Source organism: Paenibacillus sp. RC334 (genome assembly GCF_030034735.1).
Classification (GTDB): domain Bacteria; phylum Bacillota; class Bacilli; order Paenibacillales; family Paenibacillaceae; genus Paenibacillus; species Paenibacillus terrae_A.
Genome location: NZ_CP125370.1, coordinates 1409300 through 1427671, shown reverse-complemented (window position 1 = coordinate 1427671; position 18372 = coordinate 1409300). Strand labels below are relative to the sequence as shown.

Sequence of the window (18372 nt, the reverse complement as noted above, 5' to 3'; positions counted from 1 at the left end):
CTATAAAGGTTAAGAGTCCATCCCCATAATGCGGTAGATTCGGTCCATGTCCAAATGAGCCCGCACCACCTCTGCAACACGGTCAAACTCACGTTCCTTGGCTTCACGTACGGTAAAGGTGCTATCCAGCCCTGCCAAGCCCTTGGCTTGTCTCAATCCATCCAGCCAGGAACGGCGAAAACGATCATTATCAAACACACCATGCAAATAGGTACCCCATACTTTACCATCCGCTGTTCCCCAACCTTCCTCAAAGGCTGTTCCCTCGCCGCGACGGATATGGAATAAGGTGTGCATTGGGTTCATTCCCTCGGTACCATCTTTAGGCGCGTGTGGTTCTGTAACACACTCCGTGACGCCCATATGTATTTCATAGCCTTCAATTATCGACGTGGGAGCAGAATCCGAATCGGGTGCAATTAGCAACAAGGGGCAGTGATTAGACAAGGTTCCCTGTACGCGTACCGTTTGCTTTTCCTTTAAAAAGGTCGTGGATAGCGCCAGCCAACCTAACCCTTCTGCCTGCTGCGGCAACCCAGATTCGACCGCTTCGGGATCAAACAAGGCTGTGCCGAGCATCTGATAACCTCCACAAATGCCAACCAACTGCGTGTGTCCCGTATTCATAGCCTCCCGAATGTCCTGCTCCAGACCTCTTGTCCGCAATTCAAGCAGATCGCCAATCGTGTCCTTCGTCCCCGGTAAAATAATAGCGTCAGGTACACCCAGTTCTCCGGCCTCCGTGACATAACGTACACTCACATCCGGCTCTACGGCCAAAGCATCCGTGTCTGTAAAATTGGAAATACGCGGATAACGAATGACCGCGATGTCCAGCGCTTTATCCTTTGCAGACAGCTTGGGCTTCTTGTCCAGCACCACAGAATCCTCTGCCTCAATGCGGATATCCGGTAGATAGGGCAGCACGCCGAGTACAGGAATACCGGTTCGTTCCTCCAGCCAGTCCAGTCCCGGCTGAAGCAGGGACAAATCCCCTCTGAACTTGTTAATGACAAATCCACGGATACGCTGCACCTCATGCGGCTCCAGCAGCTCAATCGTTCCTACCAGAGAAGCGAAAACACCGCCCCGGTCGATATCCGAAATAAGCAGCACGGGAGCGTCCGCCCAGCCCGCAAGATTCATATTTACAATATCGCGGTCCTTTAAATTAATTTCTGCCGGACTGCCTGCCCCTTCCATAAGCACAATGTCATAGGTATCACGCAGCCGATTCAGCGCGTCCATGACCGTCTGTTTGGCTTGCGGCAAAAAATTCTTTCGATAATCGGAAGCACTCATATATGCATAAGGCACACCGTGAACAACAATTTGTGAATGCATATCCTTGACCGGTTTGATCAAAATCGGATTCATGTCGGTCGTCGCTTCAATACCGCAGGCTTCTGCCTGCACACCCTGAGCGCGTCCAATTTCTTTGCCGTCCTCGGTGACATAAGAATTTAGCGCCATATTTTGTGACTTGAACGGTGCGGGACGATAGCCATCCTGCGTGAATATACGGCACAGTGCAGTGGTCACCACGCTTTTGCCCACATCCGATGCTGTGCCCTGGAGCATAAGCACCGCTGCGGGATTCGTGCGGGACGGTTCGAAATTTGACAATTGCCTCTTCCCCTTTTACCAATTCATTTAAAAATCTGCCTACAGTCCGTGCAAAATTACAATAAACAGCAATAAAACGGTCTCCAGCAATTCGTTCAAGGCTCCGTAAATATCCCCTGTCAGTCCTCCCAAACGGCGGTTAATACGGCTTGCTGTGAAGCTTCCAACACCATTAGCCAGCAGCGGCAGCAGCAAAAAGCCTGTCCAAATGGCTAATTCGCCCGGATGGGAAAAAATTGACTGCCCATACGCTATAAAAGATGTATTGCCCAAGCCGCCTGTTCCTGTGAACCATCCGGCAATGATAAATTGCCCTACTGCGGCACACACCGTAATGAGTACAGCCCAGAACACAGCCAATCCGGCACGTCTGCTACTCATATCAGCAAAACGCGCCGCCAGTCCATCATCATTACGAGCTTTCGGCCAGCGCTTCATCGCGCTTACCATAAACCAGCGGCTCCAAACCATCGGAAGCAGCAATAAACCGGACAGATCCCGTTCAGCCAGCACCGTATACAGCAAAGAAGCCTTGAGCATAAGCAACAACACACAAGCAATGACACCCATCGCTCCTACACGGCTATCCTTCATAATCTCCAGCATCCGTTCACGGGAACGGTAGCTGAACAAAGCATCAGCCGCATCCATCCAGCCGTCCAGATGTAATCCACCCGTGAGCCAGACCCAAACAGCAAGAGTAAGAACTGCACATGGCAACGGTGGCAATATCAGAGAAGCAAGCGCTGCAAAGCACCATACAATGAGGCCAATGACCATCCCTACCAACGGATAATAGCTTGCACTACGTTTTAGCAGCTCTGGCGAAAAATCCAGCTCCGCCTTAACTGGAAGACGGGACAAAAATTGAAAAGCCGCCGCAATCGCCTGACGTTCGCCGCTCATAGCTTGTATTCCAACTGTTTTAGTTCTACGGGAATGCCAGCCGTCACCAGAAATACCTCATCACAAAGGCGGGCGATCCGCTGATTCATCATCCCGCTTAAATCCCGATACAGCCGTCCAAGCGGATACTCGGGCACAATGCCATCACCGACCTCATTGGTCACGATGACAAGTGGCCCCGGATACTGCTCCACAGCTATCGCCAGTTCATCCATGGCGGCACGGGCCGCAGCTTCGTCGTCCTCACCTGCGGCCAGCAGCACGTTCGACAGCCAAAGGGTCAGGCAGTCGACCAGCACCATCGGCGCGGACGCTGGCTGCGGTGTTTGACTGGCGTGCAAGTTGGCAGTGTCACTGCCGCGCTGCTGTTCCACAGCGACAGACTGCGCCGCAGAATGCAAAACGCTGCGGCTTTCGCCTGTTGGCGATGCGTCAGGCTGCGCCACTGAGAACGCAGCAGATGCGCCCGATGCAGAGGCTTCGTCGCCAGGATTGGTGCCTTGCGCAGCCAGCCGTGGCTCTACGCCGCCGCCCAGACGCCGCAGCAGCTCCGGCAGCGCCTGCTCTTCCTCCAGCGTCTGCCAGCCATACCCGGCAGACTCGCGCTGGAGCCGATGAAGGGCGATACGGTCCTTCATCTCTACGTCATAGGCTTGCGCCGTTGCAATGTAGCAGGCGCGCGGGGCGCGCGACATGCACAATCGCTCGGCAAAGCCGCTTTTACCGCTGCGTGCGCCGCCGGTCACGAGCGCCTTCATCGCTGCGCGGCTCCCTGACCGTCCGATACGCCTGCATCGGCAAAGGTCGCCATTTCGCGCATAATGCGGCACGCCGCATCAATCAGGTGCAGGCTAAGCGCACCGCCTGTGCCCTCTCCAAGCCGCATGTCCAGATGAAGCATCGGCTCCAGCTTGAGCTCGCGAAGCACCGCCGCATGCCCGCGCTCGTCCGAGGCGTGCGAAGCGAGCATGTACGCTGCGCTTGCAGGCGCAAGTGTACGCGCAGCGAGCGCAGCTGCGCCGGAGATAAAGCCGTCCAGCACGACCGGACAGCGATGAGCGGCTGCGCCGAGGATGACGCCTGCCAATGCGGCAATTTCCAGACCGCCGACCTTGGTCAGTACATCTAAGGCATCGTTCCCATCAGGCTGGTTCACGTCCAATGCGCGGCAGACGACCGCTATTTTACGGGTCAGCCCAGCCGAATCCACACCTGTGCCCCGGCCGACGATTATTTCTGGCTCCAGCCCGGTAAGGGCACATACGACCGCAGCGCTGGCCGTCGTATTTCCAATGCCCAGCTCTCCGGTTACGAACAGTCGTGTGCCGCCTTTGACTGCTTCCGCAACGGCTTCAGCTCCTGCCAAAACCGCTTGCTCGGCTTCTGTACGCAGCATCGCCGGCCCCTTCGCCATGTTCGCGGTACCCATACGCACCTTGCGGTTCACCAGATCCGCATGAGCGACATCTGCGTTCACACCCACGTCTAGCACCTTGACATCTGCTCCTGCATGACGTGCCAGCACGTTAATTGCCGCGCCGCCGGACAGCATGTTATACAGCATTTGCTGTGTAACCTCAGCCGGGAAGGCGCTGACCCCCTCTTCACACACACCATGATCCGCAGCCATCACCATAACGGTTTTACGGTCAAACTCAGGCTTGTCCACCCCCGTAATGCCTGCTAACTGTATAGCCAGACTTTCCAGCTTTCCAAGACTTCCCGGTGGCTTCGTTAATTGATCCAGATGCTCCGAAGCCGCCAAGGCTGTCGCCCCATCCGGCTGTGCAATGCTGTCTATTAACTGCCGTAATTTTTCGTTCATGCCTTCCACTCCCTGCTCCGTATATATGTGTTTAGCGATCTCATCGTAAATTCTGTTGCTTCAGCACTTGACTCAAGCAAGCTACTCAAGTCGTTCACCCTGACCAGATACATCCCTTGCACGTCTTCGCAGTAAAAGCTGCGGCACACCACTATCCGGGTGAGGCAGCATCACAGGCTCAACACCGTACACATGGCGAATACGTTCCTCTGTTAGCAGCTCTGACGAAGCTCCTAACCCTTCAACCATCCCGTCCTTGAGCACAAGCAAATCATCACAAAACTGGGCAGTCAAATTGAGATCATGCAGAACAGATATAATCGTCACACCTGTTTCCCGGCGCCATTCCGCCAGCAGCTCCATAAATTCAAGCTGATAGCGCAGATCCAAATAGGTTGTAGGCTCATCCAGCAGCAAAATCTGCGGCTCCTGCACCATCACCTTCGCCAAAGCCACACGCTGCCGCTGTCCCCCGCTCAATTGGTCTAACGGCCTGTCCGCCAAAATAGTAAGACCCAGCCTCTCCAGCACGCGATCCGTGATGATTCCCGGGTCCATCCCTTTTTCCTTATCCACCTTTTCTCTACCAAACCAGTCCTGATGGGGAAAGCGTCCCATTTCCACAACTTCCCTTACCGTGTAGCCCACTGGAGGAAGCCCTTCCTGCTGGAGTACAGCCACAAAACGGGAAAGCTCTTTTCTGCCATAGCTGCTGACCTTTTTTCCATATATAAGAACGTTGCCCGAAGTCGGGTGATCCACACCGGAAAGCAGATGCAGCAACGTCGACTTTCCACTGCCGTTCGGACCGATGATGCCCCACCAATCTCCTTCGTCTACGCTCCAGCTTATATTTTTCAACGCATGGAATTCCCCGAAATCACGAGTCAGACTGGCAATCTCCAGCGCCCGGACTCGCGTCTCCTGTGGTCCATTTGCTTCTTTCACAGCAATCCCCCCTGCGCAGCTTCTTGTTCCGGTACAGGAGATATGCGAAGAACGGTGCACCGACAAAGGCCGTCATGACACCAAGAGGAATTTCCGTCGGAGCCAGCAATGTACGCGCCGCAGTATCGGCCCATGCCATAAAAATAGCCCCGCCCAGCGCGGATAACGGAACAATCATCCGATAGTCGGGGCCCGTCACCAGACGGATAATATGCGGTACAACGAGTCCCACAAAGCCAATCACTCCGCATACCGAGACAGCCGCGGCTGTCAGCAGCGTGGATATGATCAGAACAGATAACTTCGTTGCATCTACATTAACCCCCATATGAGCCGCCTGACGTTCACCCAAGGCCAGAATGTTCAGCACTCGTGCCCGGTTCCACAGAAACACCAGCCCAATGACCACATAAGGTAAAAGAATGCCTGTATACGACCAGCCGCGCAGACTGAGGCTTCCCATTGTCCAGTACAATATTTCATTGACCGTCTCCCTGGACATGGCTGTCAGAAAGGAAACGACCGCACCCAGAAAAGATTGCATCACCACGCCCGATAAAATGAGACTTTGCGTCGGAATTTTGCCGCCTTCCCTCGCCAGCGTCAGCACCATCCACAACGTCAGCATTCCGGTCGTAAACGCCACCAGCGGCAGTGTCCATACGCCTACAAATGAAAATTGAAGCCCCCAATAAATCAGTACCGCTGCCCCTACCGAAGCCCCCGAGGATACCCCCAACGTGTAAGGATCAGCCAGCGGATTGCGCAGCACACCCTGAAATCCGGCTCCCGCCAGCGCAAGCGCTGCGCCTACCAGCATACCCAGTAACACACGCGGCAGTCTGACCTTCAAAATAATCTGCTCTGTGGATGTATTCCAATCCGGTGTAACCGTCTCACCTAACCACGGCAGATGGTTGACCAGAATACCCGTGATTTGGCTGACGGGAAGCTTGGCTGAACCGATGCCGAGACAGAGCAGCAGCGTCAGCAGCAATAAAGCAAGACCTGCCCCTCCAAAGCCAATCAGTCTACGATTCATTTGAAAATTTCAGGATACACGCCCTTGGCCACTTCCTTGAGACCTTCCGTTACACGCGGACCCGGCCGACTGATCAGATTATCATCCACGGCAAACACCCGGTTGAGACGAACAGCCGATATTTGATCCCATCCACTACGGGCTTTGATGATATCGCCCAGTGTCTGGCCTGTTTTGTCGTCCTTGACATTTTTGCTGTATAAAATGACGTCCGGATTGGCCGCAATAATATTTTCCTCACTGATCTGATACCAGCCCTTTTGTGTTGCAGCCACATTTTCGCCGCCCGCCAAAGAAATCAGCTCGTCCATAAACTCGCCCTTGCCGACCGTCCAGCCGGGTGAAAATTCGACGTAGACTCTCAGCTTTTGCCCTTTACCGATATTTTTAACACCGTTTTTCACTTCCGCTACATCGGCTCTCATCTTGTCGGTTACCGCTCTCGCTTCTTTCTGATGATCGGTAATTTTCCCATATAGTTCGATATTAGCCATGACATCTTCAACCGTTTTCGGCTCGGTTTTAAAAATCATAATTCCCATGTCACGCAGCTTGGTTGTCGCCTGCTCACTGAGTGATATCCCTGCAAAAACGACTTCCGGATTCGCAGCAATGATCGCCTCTTCATTCGGCTTCATAATACCGCCCACTTTGGGCTTCTTTGTAGCCGCTTCCGGGTAATCCGAATAGTCCGATACACCGACAATTTCCTTATCCAGTCCGATGGCGAACAGCGCCTCGGTTTCAGCCGGGGAGACGGAAACGATTTTGTCCGGCGCTTTTTTGAACGTAAACTCCTGCCCGGTCGCATCCTTAATGGTCAGCGGGTAGACCGTTTTGCCCGGAGGCTCCTGAGCGGTTGCCGTCTGCCCCGGTTGCTGTGAAGCTTGATCCCCTTTATTTTCAGCGTTCTTTCCGTTAGCTCCACATGCACTCAGCACAACCGCCAAGACCAGAGCCAATAAGCCTGTAGTCCAGACCTTTATTTTATTCCCTGCCATAATTTACACCCCTCCATATAAATTCTTTTAAGAGCGTCACTTGAACATCATCCGATATCTGCTAAATCCAGCCTTCTTTTCCTTTCAAAAAACCCCTGCATCCTCAGATAAGGACACAGGGGTCACGTTAGCGCAGATCGTACGCAGGCGGCAGTTTCTTCCGCATGGACAGTCACTGCGAACACGTCATCCTTTCCTCGAAGGACTATGGTGACAGGCGGACGGGCAGGTATCCTGACTTACAGAAACATGCGACAGCCTGTTGCTCCTTCATATGCTTTATGGCACATAAAGCAGAGCGGGCTGGCATTTTTCCATTTACAGTGGCGGGACCGCGCCGGATTCAAACCGGCTTCCCTTTTAACAGCGCACCGGAAAGAACCCGAGGGTTTCATCCCGCTGCACCGACCTCGTCTGCTGGATATTTGATGTAGTGTTGGTCAAGCCGTTCTTTTACTTGATGATTATAGGTTAAAAAAGACTGGCTTACAACCCAAACCGCCTGTTTACCTGCCCTATGTCTGTGATCATGAGAAGTATAGCGTAGTCAGTTCATCCAGGTTATTCGGGAGTAGCAAATGCGGAGCCAGAGCTATAAACATCATGCCTGCTCCACCAGCCATCCGGTGAACTTATGCCCTGTAGCCAAATCTGGATGTGATTCTGTAGAACGGGTGGCGGTTAAATCTGCAAATGGCTTTTGTGCCAAACTCAACCGAATCGTAATTGCCGCTCCCGGCTTCGGATTCAGGCTCCAAAAATCATGACCCGGTACCAGCATACAAGCCAACTGACGAATCACTCCACCATGCGTGACGACCAGAACAGAAGGTGGAGCATCAGACAAACCTGTTTTCTGAATCTCCATCATTTTACGCCACTCATACAAAGAGTATAGAAATTCACCCAGGCGGTTCACAAAGTCTTTCCAGGACTCTCCACCCGGCGGCGTAACCCGTTGCGGCTCATCAATCCACGCGCGGTACAACGCCACATCCTTGAGCATATCATACGTTTTTCCATCCCATTCCCCAAAATGAAGCTCTCTCAGACGTGGTTCCATGGTGGCAGACCAAGCAGACATATTATCTGGTTTCAGTTCCGATTCTGGCAAAATGATCTGCAAGGTCTGACGACAACGTATCAAGTCACTACAATAGATTCGGGCAAAGGAATGTCTCTGTAATTTTTCCCGCAAAGACTCTAATTCCTGCTCTGCTCCCGGTAGCAAGCCCAGATCGGAGTGCCCCAGGTATCGACGTTCCCTGTTCCATAAGGTTGTGCCGTGACGTACCAGCACAAGCTCCAAATCCCATTGCGGGTGTTCTGTAAAATAATGCTTCAAGGTCATGTCACTTCCTGCTCTATTGCCGGTGTTCGGTGCGTCACGCTTCATCACTGCGTCCACCCCAGTGCATAGCATCCGGCGGACACGAACAGACACAATCCCACGAACATACTGGACACGGCAAACATCAGCCGAATCGTATGTCGGATATCCTCCGGCTCCATCGGTCGCACCAGTTCTCCCATATATGCACGGAAAGAGCGCACGCCATGATATACATTATAGCCCCCGAGACGAATTCCCAACGCACCCGCAACTGCTGATTCTGGAAAGCCACTGTTCGGACTGGGATGCAGCCGCGCATCTCGCCTTACCATACGCCAGCTACGTCCAGCATCATGCCCATAAACCCACGCCGCTACTACCAGCATACCCACTGTCAGGCGTGCCGGAATGTAATTAGCCACATCATCCAGACGTGCCGAGGCCCAGCCCAAATGCAGATACTTTTCATTTTTGTAGCCAACCATGGAATCGAGGGTATTCACAGCACGATAAGCCAGAGCTAATGGTGCTCCCCCGATCAGGGCATAAAAAAGCGGGGAAATAATTGCGTCCACGATGTTTTCAGCCACCGTTTCGACGGTACCGCGCGCAATCTCAGGCTCATCAAGCCGCTGCGTATCCCGCCCGACGATCATCCCCAGCTCCCGGCGTGCCGCAGACAGGTCACCTGCCTTCAATTCGCGATACACCGCCATTCCGGCGTCCTTTAGTCCTTTGGAAGCAATCGTGGTGGCGATCAGCACAATTTCCGCGCCGATAGACAGCCACGGATGAATCCAGGCAAGCAAGCGCAGTAACGCCCAGCCAAGCGCGAAGGAGCCGCCCACCACAATCAATGGCAGCAGCAAGCCAGCGCGTTTCAAACCACGGTCACTGTGAACCCGGCGGCGAATCGCCTTTTCCAAGGCAGAAATGGCATGTCCCATGCCGATGACCGGATGTGGCAACCACCTCGGATCGCCGATCAGCCTGTCCAGAAGATATGCAGCCATCATGATCAAGCTAACTATCACGCCGCCGTTCCTCCTCCAGCACTTCACCCAATACAGACAGTAGCATGCCGTTGGCTTCCGTGTCCTTGACTGCAATTCGAAAATGGCTCGCCGTTAGCCCCGGGTACATAGCACAGCTACGTATAAGAATCCCGCGCTGTCCAAGCGCCTGTTGAATGGCCGATGCGCTCCACGTCCCCGGCGCCCGTGCCAGCACGTAATTCGCTTCACCGGGGATGACACCGCAACCCCATTCCGCCAAAGCGGTCAGCAGATGGCTACGCTCCGTAGCAATCAGCTCCTGCGTGCGGCGCTCGTACGCCTCACCGCTCCGCAAACACGCCTCTCCGGCCAGCAACGCCATTCCGTTCACGCTCCAGGTCACCTGCTTGGCGGTCATTCGCCGGATGTAGTCCGGATGAGCAATCGCATAGCCCAAGCGCAAGCCCGGAATCGCATAAAATTTCGTCATCGACCGGATCAAAATCACATGGGGATACCGATCCAGCACAGGCAATAGTGAAATTTGCCGCTCCTGCGGGATAAAATCAATAAACGCTTCATCCACCACCAGCACGGTGTCCGTTTTCCCCGCCGCCTCTGCCAGCTCGCGCAGCTCCTGATCGCCGTATTGCACACCGTTCGGATTATTCGGCTGACCGAGAAACAGAACATCCACCTGCTCCATGAGCTGGAGTATGTCCTCCACATCCGCCTTCCATTGAAGCGAGGCCTTGCCGTACACCCTGCTTACCTCGGCTCCAAATTTGCCTGCCAGCTCGGCATATTCCGAAAAGCACGGCTCCACCGTGCCCACACGCTTGGGAGCCAGTCCCAGTAACAGCAACGCCATACTCTCAGCCGCACCGTTTCCGATACTCAGCGACTCTGGTGGAACATGCAGTCGCCGCGCCAGCATATTTTTAAAATTCCGGTGTCCAGGGTCTGGATAGCGAACCACAGTGTCCAACGCGCTTTGTAGCACCTCAAGCACCTCTGGTGGCGGACCCAGCGGATTAATGTTCGCGCTAAAATCCACAAAATCCGCAGCCGCCCCGCCGAATGTCGCCGCAGCCGTCTCCCTGTCCCCACCGTGACCGTAAACCTCTATCATTGCCTATCATCCTTTCCGGCCGTTCCGAATCATTAGCTCCATTATGGGGCTGCTTTTCGCGTTGCGTCAATGCAAATGAGCTTTTGTGTACATCGCTCACTTGGGTTACAATAGAAGGAGGTACACATAAAACTACACAGTTTATATATACGGAGGAATGGACATGCTGTTCATCGACAACCAGGGCATACACGATCCAGCCATTAATCTTGCCATTGAGGAGTACGCACTCAAGCATCTTCCGCTGGACGACAGCTATCTGCTGTTTTACATTAATCAGCCTTCTATTATTATAGGCAAGCATCAAAATACCATTGAAGAAATCAACGCCGAATTTGTCAGAGACAACAACATTCAAGTCGTTCGTCGCCTGTCTGGTGGCGGGGCTGTATATCATGACCTCGGTAATTTAAATTTCAGCTTCATTACCAAGGATAACGGGGAGTCCTTTCATAATTTCCTCAAATTCACACAGCCTGTCATTGACGCCCTGCGCCAAATGGGTGTGGAAGCCGAAATGACCGGACGCAACGATCTTCAGGTTGGTGAGCGGAAAATTTCAGGGAACGCCCAATTTGCCACGCGCGGACGCATGTTCAGCCACGGTACACTGATGTTTAACCTGAACCTGGACAATGTGGCCGCATCACTGCATGCCAATCCCGAAAAGTTTAAATCCAAAAGTACTAAATCTGTCCGTAGCCGTGTCGCTAACATCAGCGAGCTAATGGACCGTGAGATGACCATTGAGCAATTCCGCGAGGAGCTGCTGCGCTACATATTCGATGCAGAGCTGGATCAGGTACCCCAATATAAGCTAACCGATGCCGACTGGGCCAAAATCCATGAAATTTCCGCTGAACGCTACCAATCATGGGACTGGAACTACGGTCAATCCCCTGAAAGCAATATCAAGCACACACGTAAATTTCCGGTCGGCATTATTGATATCCGCATGGATCTCAAGGAAGGCCACATCCGTGATATTAAAATCTACGGCGATTTCTTCGGTGTGGGTGACGTCGCTGATATTGAAAATATTCTGCGCGGCAAACGCTACGATGAAGGTGAGGTTCGTCAAGCCTTGTCCTCTCTTGATTTGAAGCATTATTTCGGTAATATTGAATTGGACGATTTTGTCGGACTCGTATTTTTGGAAGACTAACATCCACTTTTCCCCATTGATTCAATCCAATTCTTCAGTGGTTATAAGGGGACAGGCTCTTAAGGGAGTCGTCCCCTTTTCATTGTGATATTGTCATTTTGAATATTATAAGATACAATTTGGACATTGCCCCATGATAGAGATAAAGGAGAGAATACCGATATGTATAAATTAATTGCCATTGATATTGATGATACACTCATTAACGATCAGAAAGAAGTTACTCCTGCAACACAACTGGCGCTTGAAGCCGCTGTAGCCAAAGGTGTCGTGGTTACACTTGCAACTGGACGTGCTTATGCATCTGCCAAACAACTCGCCCGCCAAACTGGCTTGAACGTACCGATTATTACGTACCAAGGTGCCTTGATTAAAAACCTGCTGGACGAAAACGTGCTGTATGAGCGTTATGTTCCACTCGTGGCTGCACGTCGCTTGTATGAATTCTGCGTGGAACGCAATCTGCATCTGCAAACGTATATAGATGACAAATTGTACACACGTGAAGATAATCAGAAAATCAAAGATTACACCGCGCTAAACAATACGGAATATTTTGTAGAGCCTGTATTCAGCAAATTGATAGAACTGCCTACGCCTAAAATGCTGATTATTGACGAGCCGGAAGTGCTGGACAAATTGATTCCAGAACTGCGCGAGCTGCTTGGTGATGAAGTGCATATTACCAAATCCAAGCCTCATTTTCTGGAAATCATGCATCATGAAGGCACCAAGGGTCACGCTCTTACGTTCCTTGCTAACCATTACGGCTGTGATCTGTCCGAAACGATTGCAATCGGCGACTCCTGGAATGATCACGAAATGCTCGAATGCGCGGGTCTCGGCATAGCGATGGAGAATGCCATTCCTGATTTGAAAAAGCTGGCTGATTACATCACTAGCAGCAATAACGAAGACGGCGTTAAGCACGCCATCGACAAATTTGTTCTGAATGCTGAATAATTTGTGCTAATGAAATAGCAACACAACAAAACCTCCAAACGTCGCATGTTCAGTAACACGCGATAGCTTGGAGGTTTTTTCTGTCATATCATAGGATGCTTAACAAATTCTAAATATCAGGCAGCAGAACGCACCTTTCGCCTGTTCACCAGACGGATCATTCCATTGTTCATAAGCATTAATCCGGTCACAATGAGCAGCACCCCCGCCAGCATCCACCAGCTTACATGCTCTCCGTACACCAAGGCTCCCAATCCCACCGCAATCGGCGGTGAAATATACAACCACGTCGTCGGGAAAAGAGGATTTGTACGCTCCATGAGCCAGTAAAACAGTGTATGTCCAATCATCGAACCAAACAGAATCAGATACAATAAAGAGCCCATGGCAGGAAGGTACTGCCACCCCTCAGAACTCCACGGCTCCGTGATCGCAGACAGTAACAGCAGCATCCATCCCCCATGGAGCATTTGCGCCGCATTCAGGGCAATCGGGTTCGTTTCCCGAAATACATCCATCACCCGCTTGGAATAAAGAGCCCCCCCGGAATAACACAGCTCCCCCAGCAAAATGACAAGGCATCCCGCCAGCCACAGGCCGCTGATCTGAACCGCCAATCCAGGCAGCACCACCAGCACCACGCCAAGAAAGCTGATCATGCAGCCAATGACTGTAATCCGCGACGTTTTTTGCCTTAGCAGCATTGATTGCAAAATAACAATCATCATCGGCCCCGTGGCTGACAAAATGGCTCCGATCCCCGAGCTGACATATTGCTCTGCCCAATACAAGGCCGAAAACGTACCAAAGGTCGTTCCCGCTCCAATGAATACCATTTCCTTCCGCCATACTAACGACCAGCGAACCTTACCCATCAGCTTCATGGCGACAAACAATATAGCCCCTGCTGCGAAAAAACGTACACCCGCCGACAAAAACGGCGGAAGTCCCGCTTCTACTCCCACTTTTATAGCCAAAAACGTTGTACCAAAAATAAGACACATTACCGTAAACGCGATTCCAACCATTATACGTCCCTCTCCCTTCAGTTGCTTTCAAGCATACAGGGAGACGAACAGAACAGATGTGTACCTACAGAACAGTTGTATACGGTTTTGAAATGTTTTATAGTAAAATACACACAAAAGGAGCGTGGACAGCGTGGGCAAGAACAACAACGAATTACTCTTTCCGGCCGATCATGCCTTAAAGCTGTATGAGCAGGTCATCCATTACGTGACTGTGCGGATTGATCGCGGGGATTGGCTAGCAGACACGAAGCTGCCGTCCGTACGAAGCCTGGCTCAGGAGCTGGGTGTACATAGGCTAACCGTTTTCCGGGCCTATCAGGAGTTGAAGCAACGGGGGATGGTCTATGTAAAGGACAAATCAGGATATTACGTTCTTGCTTCCCAAGCGACCCGGCATGCGAAATATGCTGGCTACTCGGGGCATTCGTCCATTGATCTCACGTTTCACTCTGAATCCGCCCATGCGGCAGATGATCCGTCTGTCTCAGCCTGGAGAGGAATGGATGGACTTAGCCGCGTTCAATCGGTGAATGCGAATTTTCAGTTTTCCAAAGCGCTGATTGACCCGTCTCTCCTGCCCAACCGATATTGGGGTGAGCTGATGATGCAGGTATTTGAAAAGCATCCGAAAGTAGCGGCCACTTATTCCTCTGTACAGGGCGATTCCGAGCTTCGGGATGCGATGGCGCAGCATTTTAGCGTCGATAAGCATTTTGCATTGTCACCGGACGAAGTACTGATTACCTCCGGCGCACAGCAGGCTATCGACCTGATTTCCCGTTCTCTGATCCGGACAGGGGACCGCGTATTGACCGAGCGTCCCGCCTATGGCCCTGCTATGGAAATATTCCGCAGACAAGGTGCGCGCCTGACCATGACCGATATCCGACCGGAAGGCTATGATATGGAACAAATTGAATGGTGTATGAAGACAGAAAAGCCACGTGTGTTCTATATCAATCCAACGTTTCATAACCCGACTGGCTTCACGGTACCCGATGAACAGCGCAAGCGTCTGCCCGAGCTGGCCGAGCGCTACGGCTGCCTTATTGTCGAGGACGACAGTACCTATGACATCAGCTTTGGGCAAAAGCCGCCGTTACCTATTTTCGCTTATGATATTTCGGGAAGCGTCGTCTACATTCGCAGCTATAGCAAATATGTCGCGCCAGGTCTGCGAATCGCAGCCGTGACCTGCCGACCACAGCTCATGAACAGCCTGCTGAACGTCAAAGCGCTGGTAGATAACGGCTCGCCACTGCTGAATCAAAAGCTGTTCCTGCAATACTTTCAATCTCCACGCATGCAGCAGCATCTCAAAAAGCTATGTATAGCGCTCCAGATTCGTAAGGAAACGATGGAAGACAGCCTCCGCGATTCCGGCTGGACATGGACCAGCCCGGCAGGCGGCCTCAGTCTGTGGCTCCAGTTGCCTTCTACGTTGAAACCTAATGAACTGCTCTCCAAATGCGTACAGGAGTCGGTCACCTTCGTACCGGGTAATGTATTCGATCCGATTGGCGAGGAAGGCAAAACGCATGTGAGATTGTCCTATTCGTATGCCAACGAGCTGCAAATCAAAGAAGGCATCGCGACCCTTCTCCGCATCAGCCGGACGATGTAAGGGACAGCATTATTCCAATGGCAGGCTCATTCCGGTCCGTGCCAGGCTGATCCCTTCCAGAAGCCCGTAGTTGCGTGTGGCATCCACATCATGAGACATATGTGTAAATACCGTGCGGTTGGGCTGGAGTCTCCCTATAAGCTCCTGAGCCTCCAGCATGTCATATACCGAGCGGGATGCATATTCGGCTTCTTCATGATAAAAGCTCGTTCCCAGCACGAGCAAATCCAGATTGTGCAGGGGCAGAATTTCCGCATCATTTAGTCCGATCGAATCTGAACAGTAGGCCCACGAGAAGCCGTCCTTTTCCAGTCGATAAGCGTAAGCATATCCGTTCTTCCCGTGATTCACACGCCAACCCCGGATATTCCATCCTCCAAGCAAGGCTCCCTGATCGACAGGGATAAGGTCAAGATGCCCCGGAAGCCAGGAAAATTGACGCAGGATCGTGTCGATTACCTCCTGTGGAGCGTACAAACGGCCTCTGTTTCCCGTCCAGCGGCAGGCATCCGCCCATTCCGGCAGTCCTCCAATATGGTCAAAATGTGCGTGCGTCACGAGGATCGTACGGATAAAGCGTAGCCCGCGCATTTCCAGTTGTTTGCGCCAGTCCGGGCCGCAATCAATCATAAAGTCCTCCGTCTCGCTTTCGATCATCACAGACGACCTCAGCCTCACATTTGCCCCTGTCGTGCGGGCCTCCGTACATACGAGACAATCACAATATACACGCGGAACGCCCATCGCATCCCCTGTGCCAAGAAAAATAAGCCGATTCATGGTTTAACTCCTATCTATCTGGGTGTTTTTACTACTATTATAACGAACACATCAAGTCTGCGTAAATCCTTCCAGCGCCCAACGCCAAAAGGAGCATGCCCAAACCTTGAAATCAGGCCAGACATCCCCTTAAGTATGATCGCGTTATAATTTTAAATCATAATAGGCATTGGATCTTTCTTGAGACGGTTTTCCACCATCCAACTGGACTGGTCGTTATACAGATAAGCCCGATGCACCAGTACGCGCACCTGCTGACCGGGCTCCAGCGTGGACTTCTCCAGCGAACGGTACGTCATGAGTCGATGATCCCCGACCTGTACTTCGACCATCCATTCACTCCCCCGAAAATGCAAATGCTTCACAATGCCTTCCTCGGTCGCCGACAAAAGCGCAAACTCCTCGCTTGGCCCGACATCAATATACTCCGGACGGATCAAGGCACGTGCTCCCGTTCCGGCAGCTTCCTCGAAGCCTTTGAGACTGCCCGCCTGTTCGATCACCGTCGATTCCCCAATAAAGGAAGCTACGAACGGGGTCCCTGGCTTTTTATAAATATCCCAAGGTGTTCCCTTCTGCTCCAGCCGTCCCTGATTAATCACCATAATTTCATCGGCTACTTCAATAGCCTCATCCTGATCATGCGTAACGAAAATCGAAGTGATTCCCACCCGCTCAATCAACTCCCGCAGCCAGGTACGCAGCTCCTGGCGAATCTTGGCGTCAATGGCTGCAAAAGGCTCATCCAGCAGCAGTAATTGAGGCTCCGGTGCCAAGGCGCGTGCAAAAGCAACCCGCTGCCGCTGTCCACCAGACAACTGATGCGGATAACGATGCTCGAAACCTTTGAGTCCTGTCAGCTCGACCAGCTCTGTGACGCGTTCCTTGATGCGGGCTTTGGAGCTTTTTTTCACTTTTAGACCAAAGGCAATATTGTCGTACACGCTCATGTGCTTGAACAAAGCATAGTTTTGAAATACAAATCCGATTCCGCGTTCCTGCGGGGCCAGCTCGTTTACCCTTTTTCCGTGAAAATGAATTTCTCCCGCATCCGGTTGCTCCAGACCTGCCAAAATCCGAAGAATGGACGTTTTACCGCCACCACTCGGACCGAGTAAACCAATCAGATGACCCGCTTGAATATCAAAGGATACGTCCTTAACCGCATGAAAATTACCGAAATGCTTGTTTAAACCCCTTACTTCCACATGCATAACCGTACACTTCCTTTCCGCTTCTGAACCTGTGCAGGAACAGCAGCAGCCTTGCTTACCGCAAAGCGCGTACCTCATTTGAAATCATATTATTATTCCAATGTATATACTATGTTTTTCTTATGTGATACTTTATCAAAGGAAAGCTTTCGTCGTCAACTCTATATATTACGTCAGGTGTTCATTGGGTAAAGTAAAATGGGTAAAGTAATAAGAAGAAGGGAGAGTGTAATAATGTTGCATACTTTAGAATTATCCACTAGCGGACGAGATGAGATGCGTGATATTACACGCGAGGTCGCTTCATTGATCGAAAAAAGCGGAGTCCAGGAAGGAACCGCACTGATCTATTGTCCACACACAACGGCCGGAATAGCCATTAATGAAAATGCAGACCCGGACGTCAAACATGATGTGATTTTAAGGCTGGATGAGGTTTATCCGTGGGAGCATCCCCAATATCGCCATATGGAAGGGAATACGGCATCCCACCTAAAATCTATCACCACAGGTCCCTCTCAGACTGTCATTATTCATGATGGAAAGTTGTTGCTCGGACGGTGGCAGGGGCTTTATTTTTGCGAATTCGACGGACCGCGCAGACGCCAGTACCATGTGAAAATCATGAAGGACTGACCATGCAAAAAAACAGACCATGATGTTCTCCTGCTGGATGCATCATCGTCTGTTACAATCTTAGTCGCTTTCGCAAAGTACCGTAATGATAAGGCACCGTCATGAAGTGAACATATCCAGAAAAGCGCCCTACAGATTCATAGCCGAGGCG

At 51.8% G+C, this 18372-nt stretch carries 16 protein-coding genes, 1 pseudogene and 1 riboswitch; of the genes and pseudogenes, 4 read left to right on the top strand and 13 right to left on the bottom strand.

The window, feature by feature from the left end:
- Positions 1-9: 9 nt before the first annotated feature.
- The 10 genes and pseudogenes from QMK20_RS06775 to cobD all read right to left on the bottom strand — a co-directional run bounded on the left by QMK20_RS06775 (position 10) and on the right by cobD (position 10808).
- Complete coding sequence (locus QMK20_RS06775; protein WP_283655117.1) at positions 10-1626, bottom strand: cobyric acid synthase; 1617 nt, start codon at positions 1624-1626, stop codon at positions 10-12.
- A 39-nt stretch (positions 1627-1665) separates the two neighbouring features.
- Positions 1666-2532 carry an adenosylcobinamide-GDP ribazoletransferase gene (gene cobS, locus QMK20_RS06770; RefSeq protein ID WP_283655116.1) on the bottom strand — a complete coding sequence of 289 codons (867 nt, stop codon included), beginning with the start codon at positions 2530-2532 and terminating at the stop codon, positions 1666-1668.
- Entirely contained in the window at positions 2529-3290 is a 762-nt protein-coding gene (locus QMK20_RS06765) for a bifunctional adenosylcobinamide kinase/adenosylcobinamide-phosphate guanylyltransferase (protein WP_283655115.1), read from the bottom strand. Before QMK20_RS06765 ends, cobS begins: the two co-directional genes overlap by 4 nt.
- Entirely contained in the window at positions 3287-4357 is a 1071-nt protein-coding gene (gene cobT / locus QMK20_RS06760) for a nicotinate-nucleotide--dimethylbenzimidazole phosphoribosyltransferase (protein ID WP_283655114.1), read from the bottom strand. The genes QMK20_RS06765 and cobT overlap by 4 nt, the downstream gene beginning before the upstream one ends.
- Positions 4358-4438: 81 nt before the next feature.
- Positions 4439-5305, bottom strand: coding sequence for an ABC transporter ATP-binding protein (locus tag QMK20_RS06755; RefSeq protein WP_283655113.1), 867 nt, complete (start codon positions 5303-5305; stop codon positions 4439-4441).
- Positions 5306-5309: 4 nt separating this feature from the next.
- Positions 5310-6347, bottom strand: a pseudogene (locus QMK20_RS06750) (FecCD family ABC transporter permease); the annotation flags it as partial.
- Positions 6344-7348: an ABC transporter substrate-binding protein gene (locus QMK20_RS06745; RefSeq protein WP_283655111.1), complete on the bottom strand. Its 1005-nt coding sequence runs from the start codon at positions 7346-7348 to the stop codon at positions 6344-6346. The gene QMK20_RS06745 and the pseudogene QMK20_RS06750, both read right to left, overlap by 4 nt.
- Positions 7349-7555: 207 nt before the next feature.
- Positions 7556-7749: riboswitch (cobalamin riboswitch) on the bottom strand.
- Positions 7750-7949: 200 nt separating this feature from the next.
- Positions 7950-8699, bottom strand: coding sequence for a histidine phosphatase family protein (locus QMK20_RS06740; RefSeq protein WP_283656221.1), 750 nt, complete (start codon positions 8697-8699; stop codon positions 7950-7952).
- A gap of 44 nt (positions 8700-8743) precedes the next feature.
- Positions 8744-9715: an adenosylcobinamide-phosphate synthase CbiB gene (cbiB, locus tag QMK20_RS06735; RefSeq protein ID WP_283655110.1), complete on the bottom strand. Its 972-nt coding sequence runs from the start codon at positions 9713-9715 to the stop codon at positions 8744-8746.
- Positions 9705-10808 carry a threonine-phosphate decarboxylase CobD gene (gene cobD, locus QMK20_RS06730; protein ID WP_283655109.1) on the bottom strand — a complete coding sequence of 368 codons (1104 nt, stop codon included), beginning with the start codon at positions 10806-10808 and terminating at the stop codon, positions 9705-9707. Before cobD ends, cbiB begins: the two co-directional genes overlap by 11 nt.
- A 163-nt stretch (positions 10809-10971) precedes the next feature.
- Here cobD and lplA point away from each other — a divergent pair, with 163 nt between their 5' ends.
- Both lplA and QMK20_RS06720 read left to right on the top strand, forming a co-directional pair.
- A complete protein-coding gene (gene lplA / locus QMK20_RS06725) occupies positions 10972-11973 on the top strand; it encodes a lipoate--protein ligase (protein ID WP_283655108.1) in 1002 nt (333 codons plus the stop codon).
- Positions 11974-12135: 162 nt separating this feature from the next.
- Positions 12136-12936: a Cof-type HAD-IIB family hydrolase gene (locus QMK20_RS06720; protein ID WP_283655107.1), complete on the top strand. Its 801-nt coding sequence runs from the start codon at positions 12136-12138 to the stop codon at positions 12934-12936.
- A 116-nt stretch (positions 12937-13052) separates the two neighbouring features.
- On the opposite strand, the gene QMK20_RS06715 is transcribed toward QMK20_RS06720, so the two are convergent.
- The gene (locus QMK20_RS06715) at positions 13053-13964 is read right to left on the bottom strand and encodes a DMT family transporter (protein ID WP_283655106.1); all 912 of its coding nucleotides are present in this window, start codon (positions 13962-13964) and stop codon (positions 13053-13055) included.
- 133 nt (positions 13965-14097) lie between these two features.
- Between QMK20_RS06715 and QMK20_RS06710 the strand changes: the two genes are divergently transcribed.
- Positions 14098-15591: an aminotransferase-like domain-containing protein gene (locus QMK20_RS06710; protein ID WP_283655105.1), complete on the top strand. Its 1494-nt coding sequence runs from the start codon at positions 14098-14100 to the stop codon at positions 15589-15591.
- A 9-nt stretch (positions 15592-15600) separates the two neighbouring features.
- Here QMK20_RS06710 and QMK20_RS06705 read toward each other — a convergent pair whose 3' ends face one another.
- Complete coding sequence (locus tag QMK20_RS06705; RefSeq protein WP_283655104.1) at positions 15601-16371, bottom strand: MBL fold metallo-hydrolase; 771 nt, start codon at positions 16369-16371, stop codon at positions 15601-15603.
- A gap of 152 nt (positions 16372-16523) precedes the next feature.
- The gene (locus tag QMK20_RS06700; protein WP_283655103.1) at positions 16524-17585 is read right to left on the bottom strand and encodes a sulfate/molybdate ABC transporter ATP-binding protein; all 1062 of its coding nucleotides are present in this window, start codon (positions 17583-17585) and stop codon (positions 16524-16526) included.
- Between the two features lie 234 nt (positions 17586-17819).
- Here QMK20_RS06700 and QMK20_RS06695 point away from each other — a divergent pair, with 234 nt between their 5' ends.
- Positions 17820-18221 carry a secondary thiamine-phosphate synthase enzyme YjbQ gene (locus QMK20_RS06695; RefSeq protein WP_283655102.1) on the top strand — a complete coding sequence of 134 codons (402 nt, stop codon included), beginning with the start codon at positions 17820-17822 and terminating at the stop codon, positions 18219-18221.
- The last annotated feature ends 151 nt before the right edge of the window (positions 18222-18372 follow it).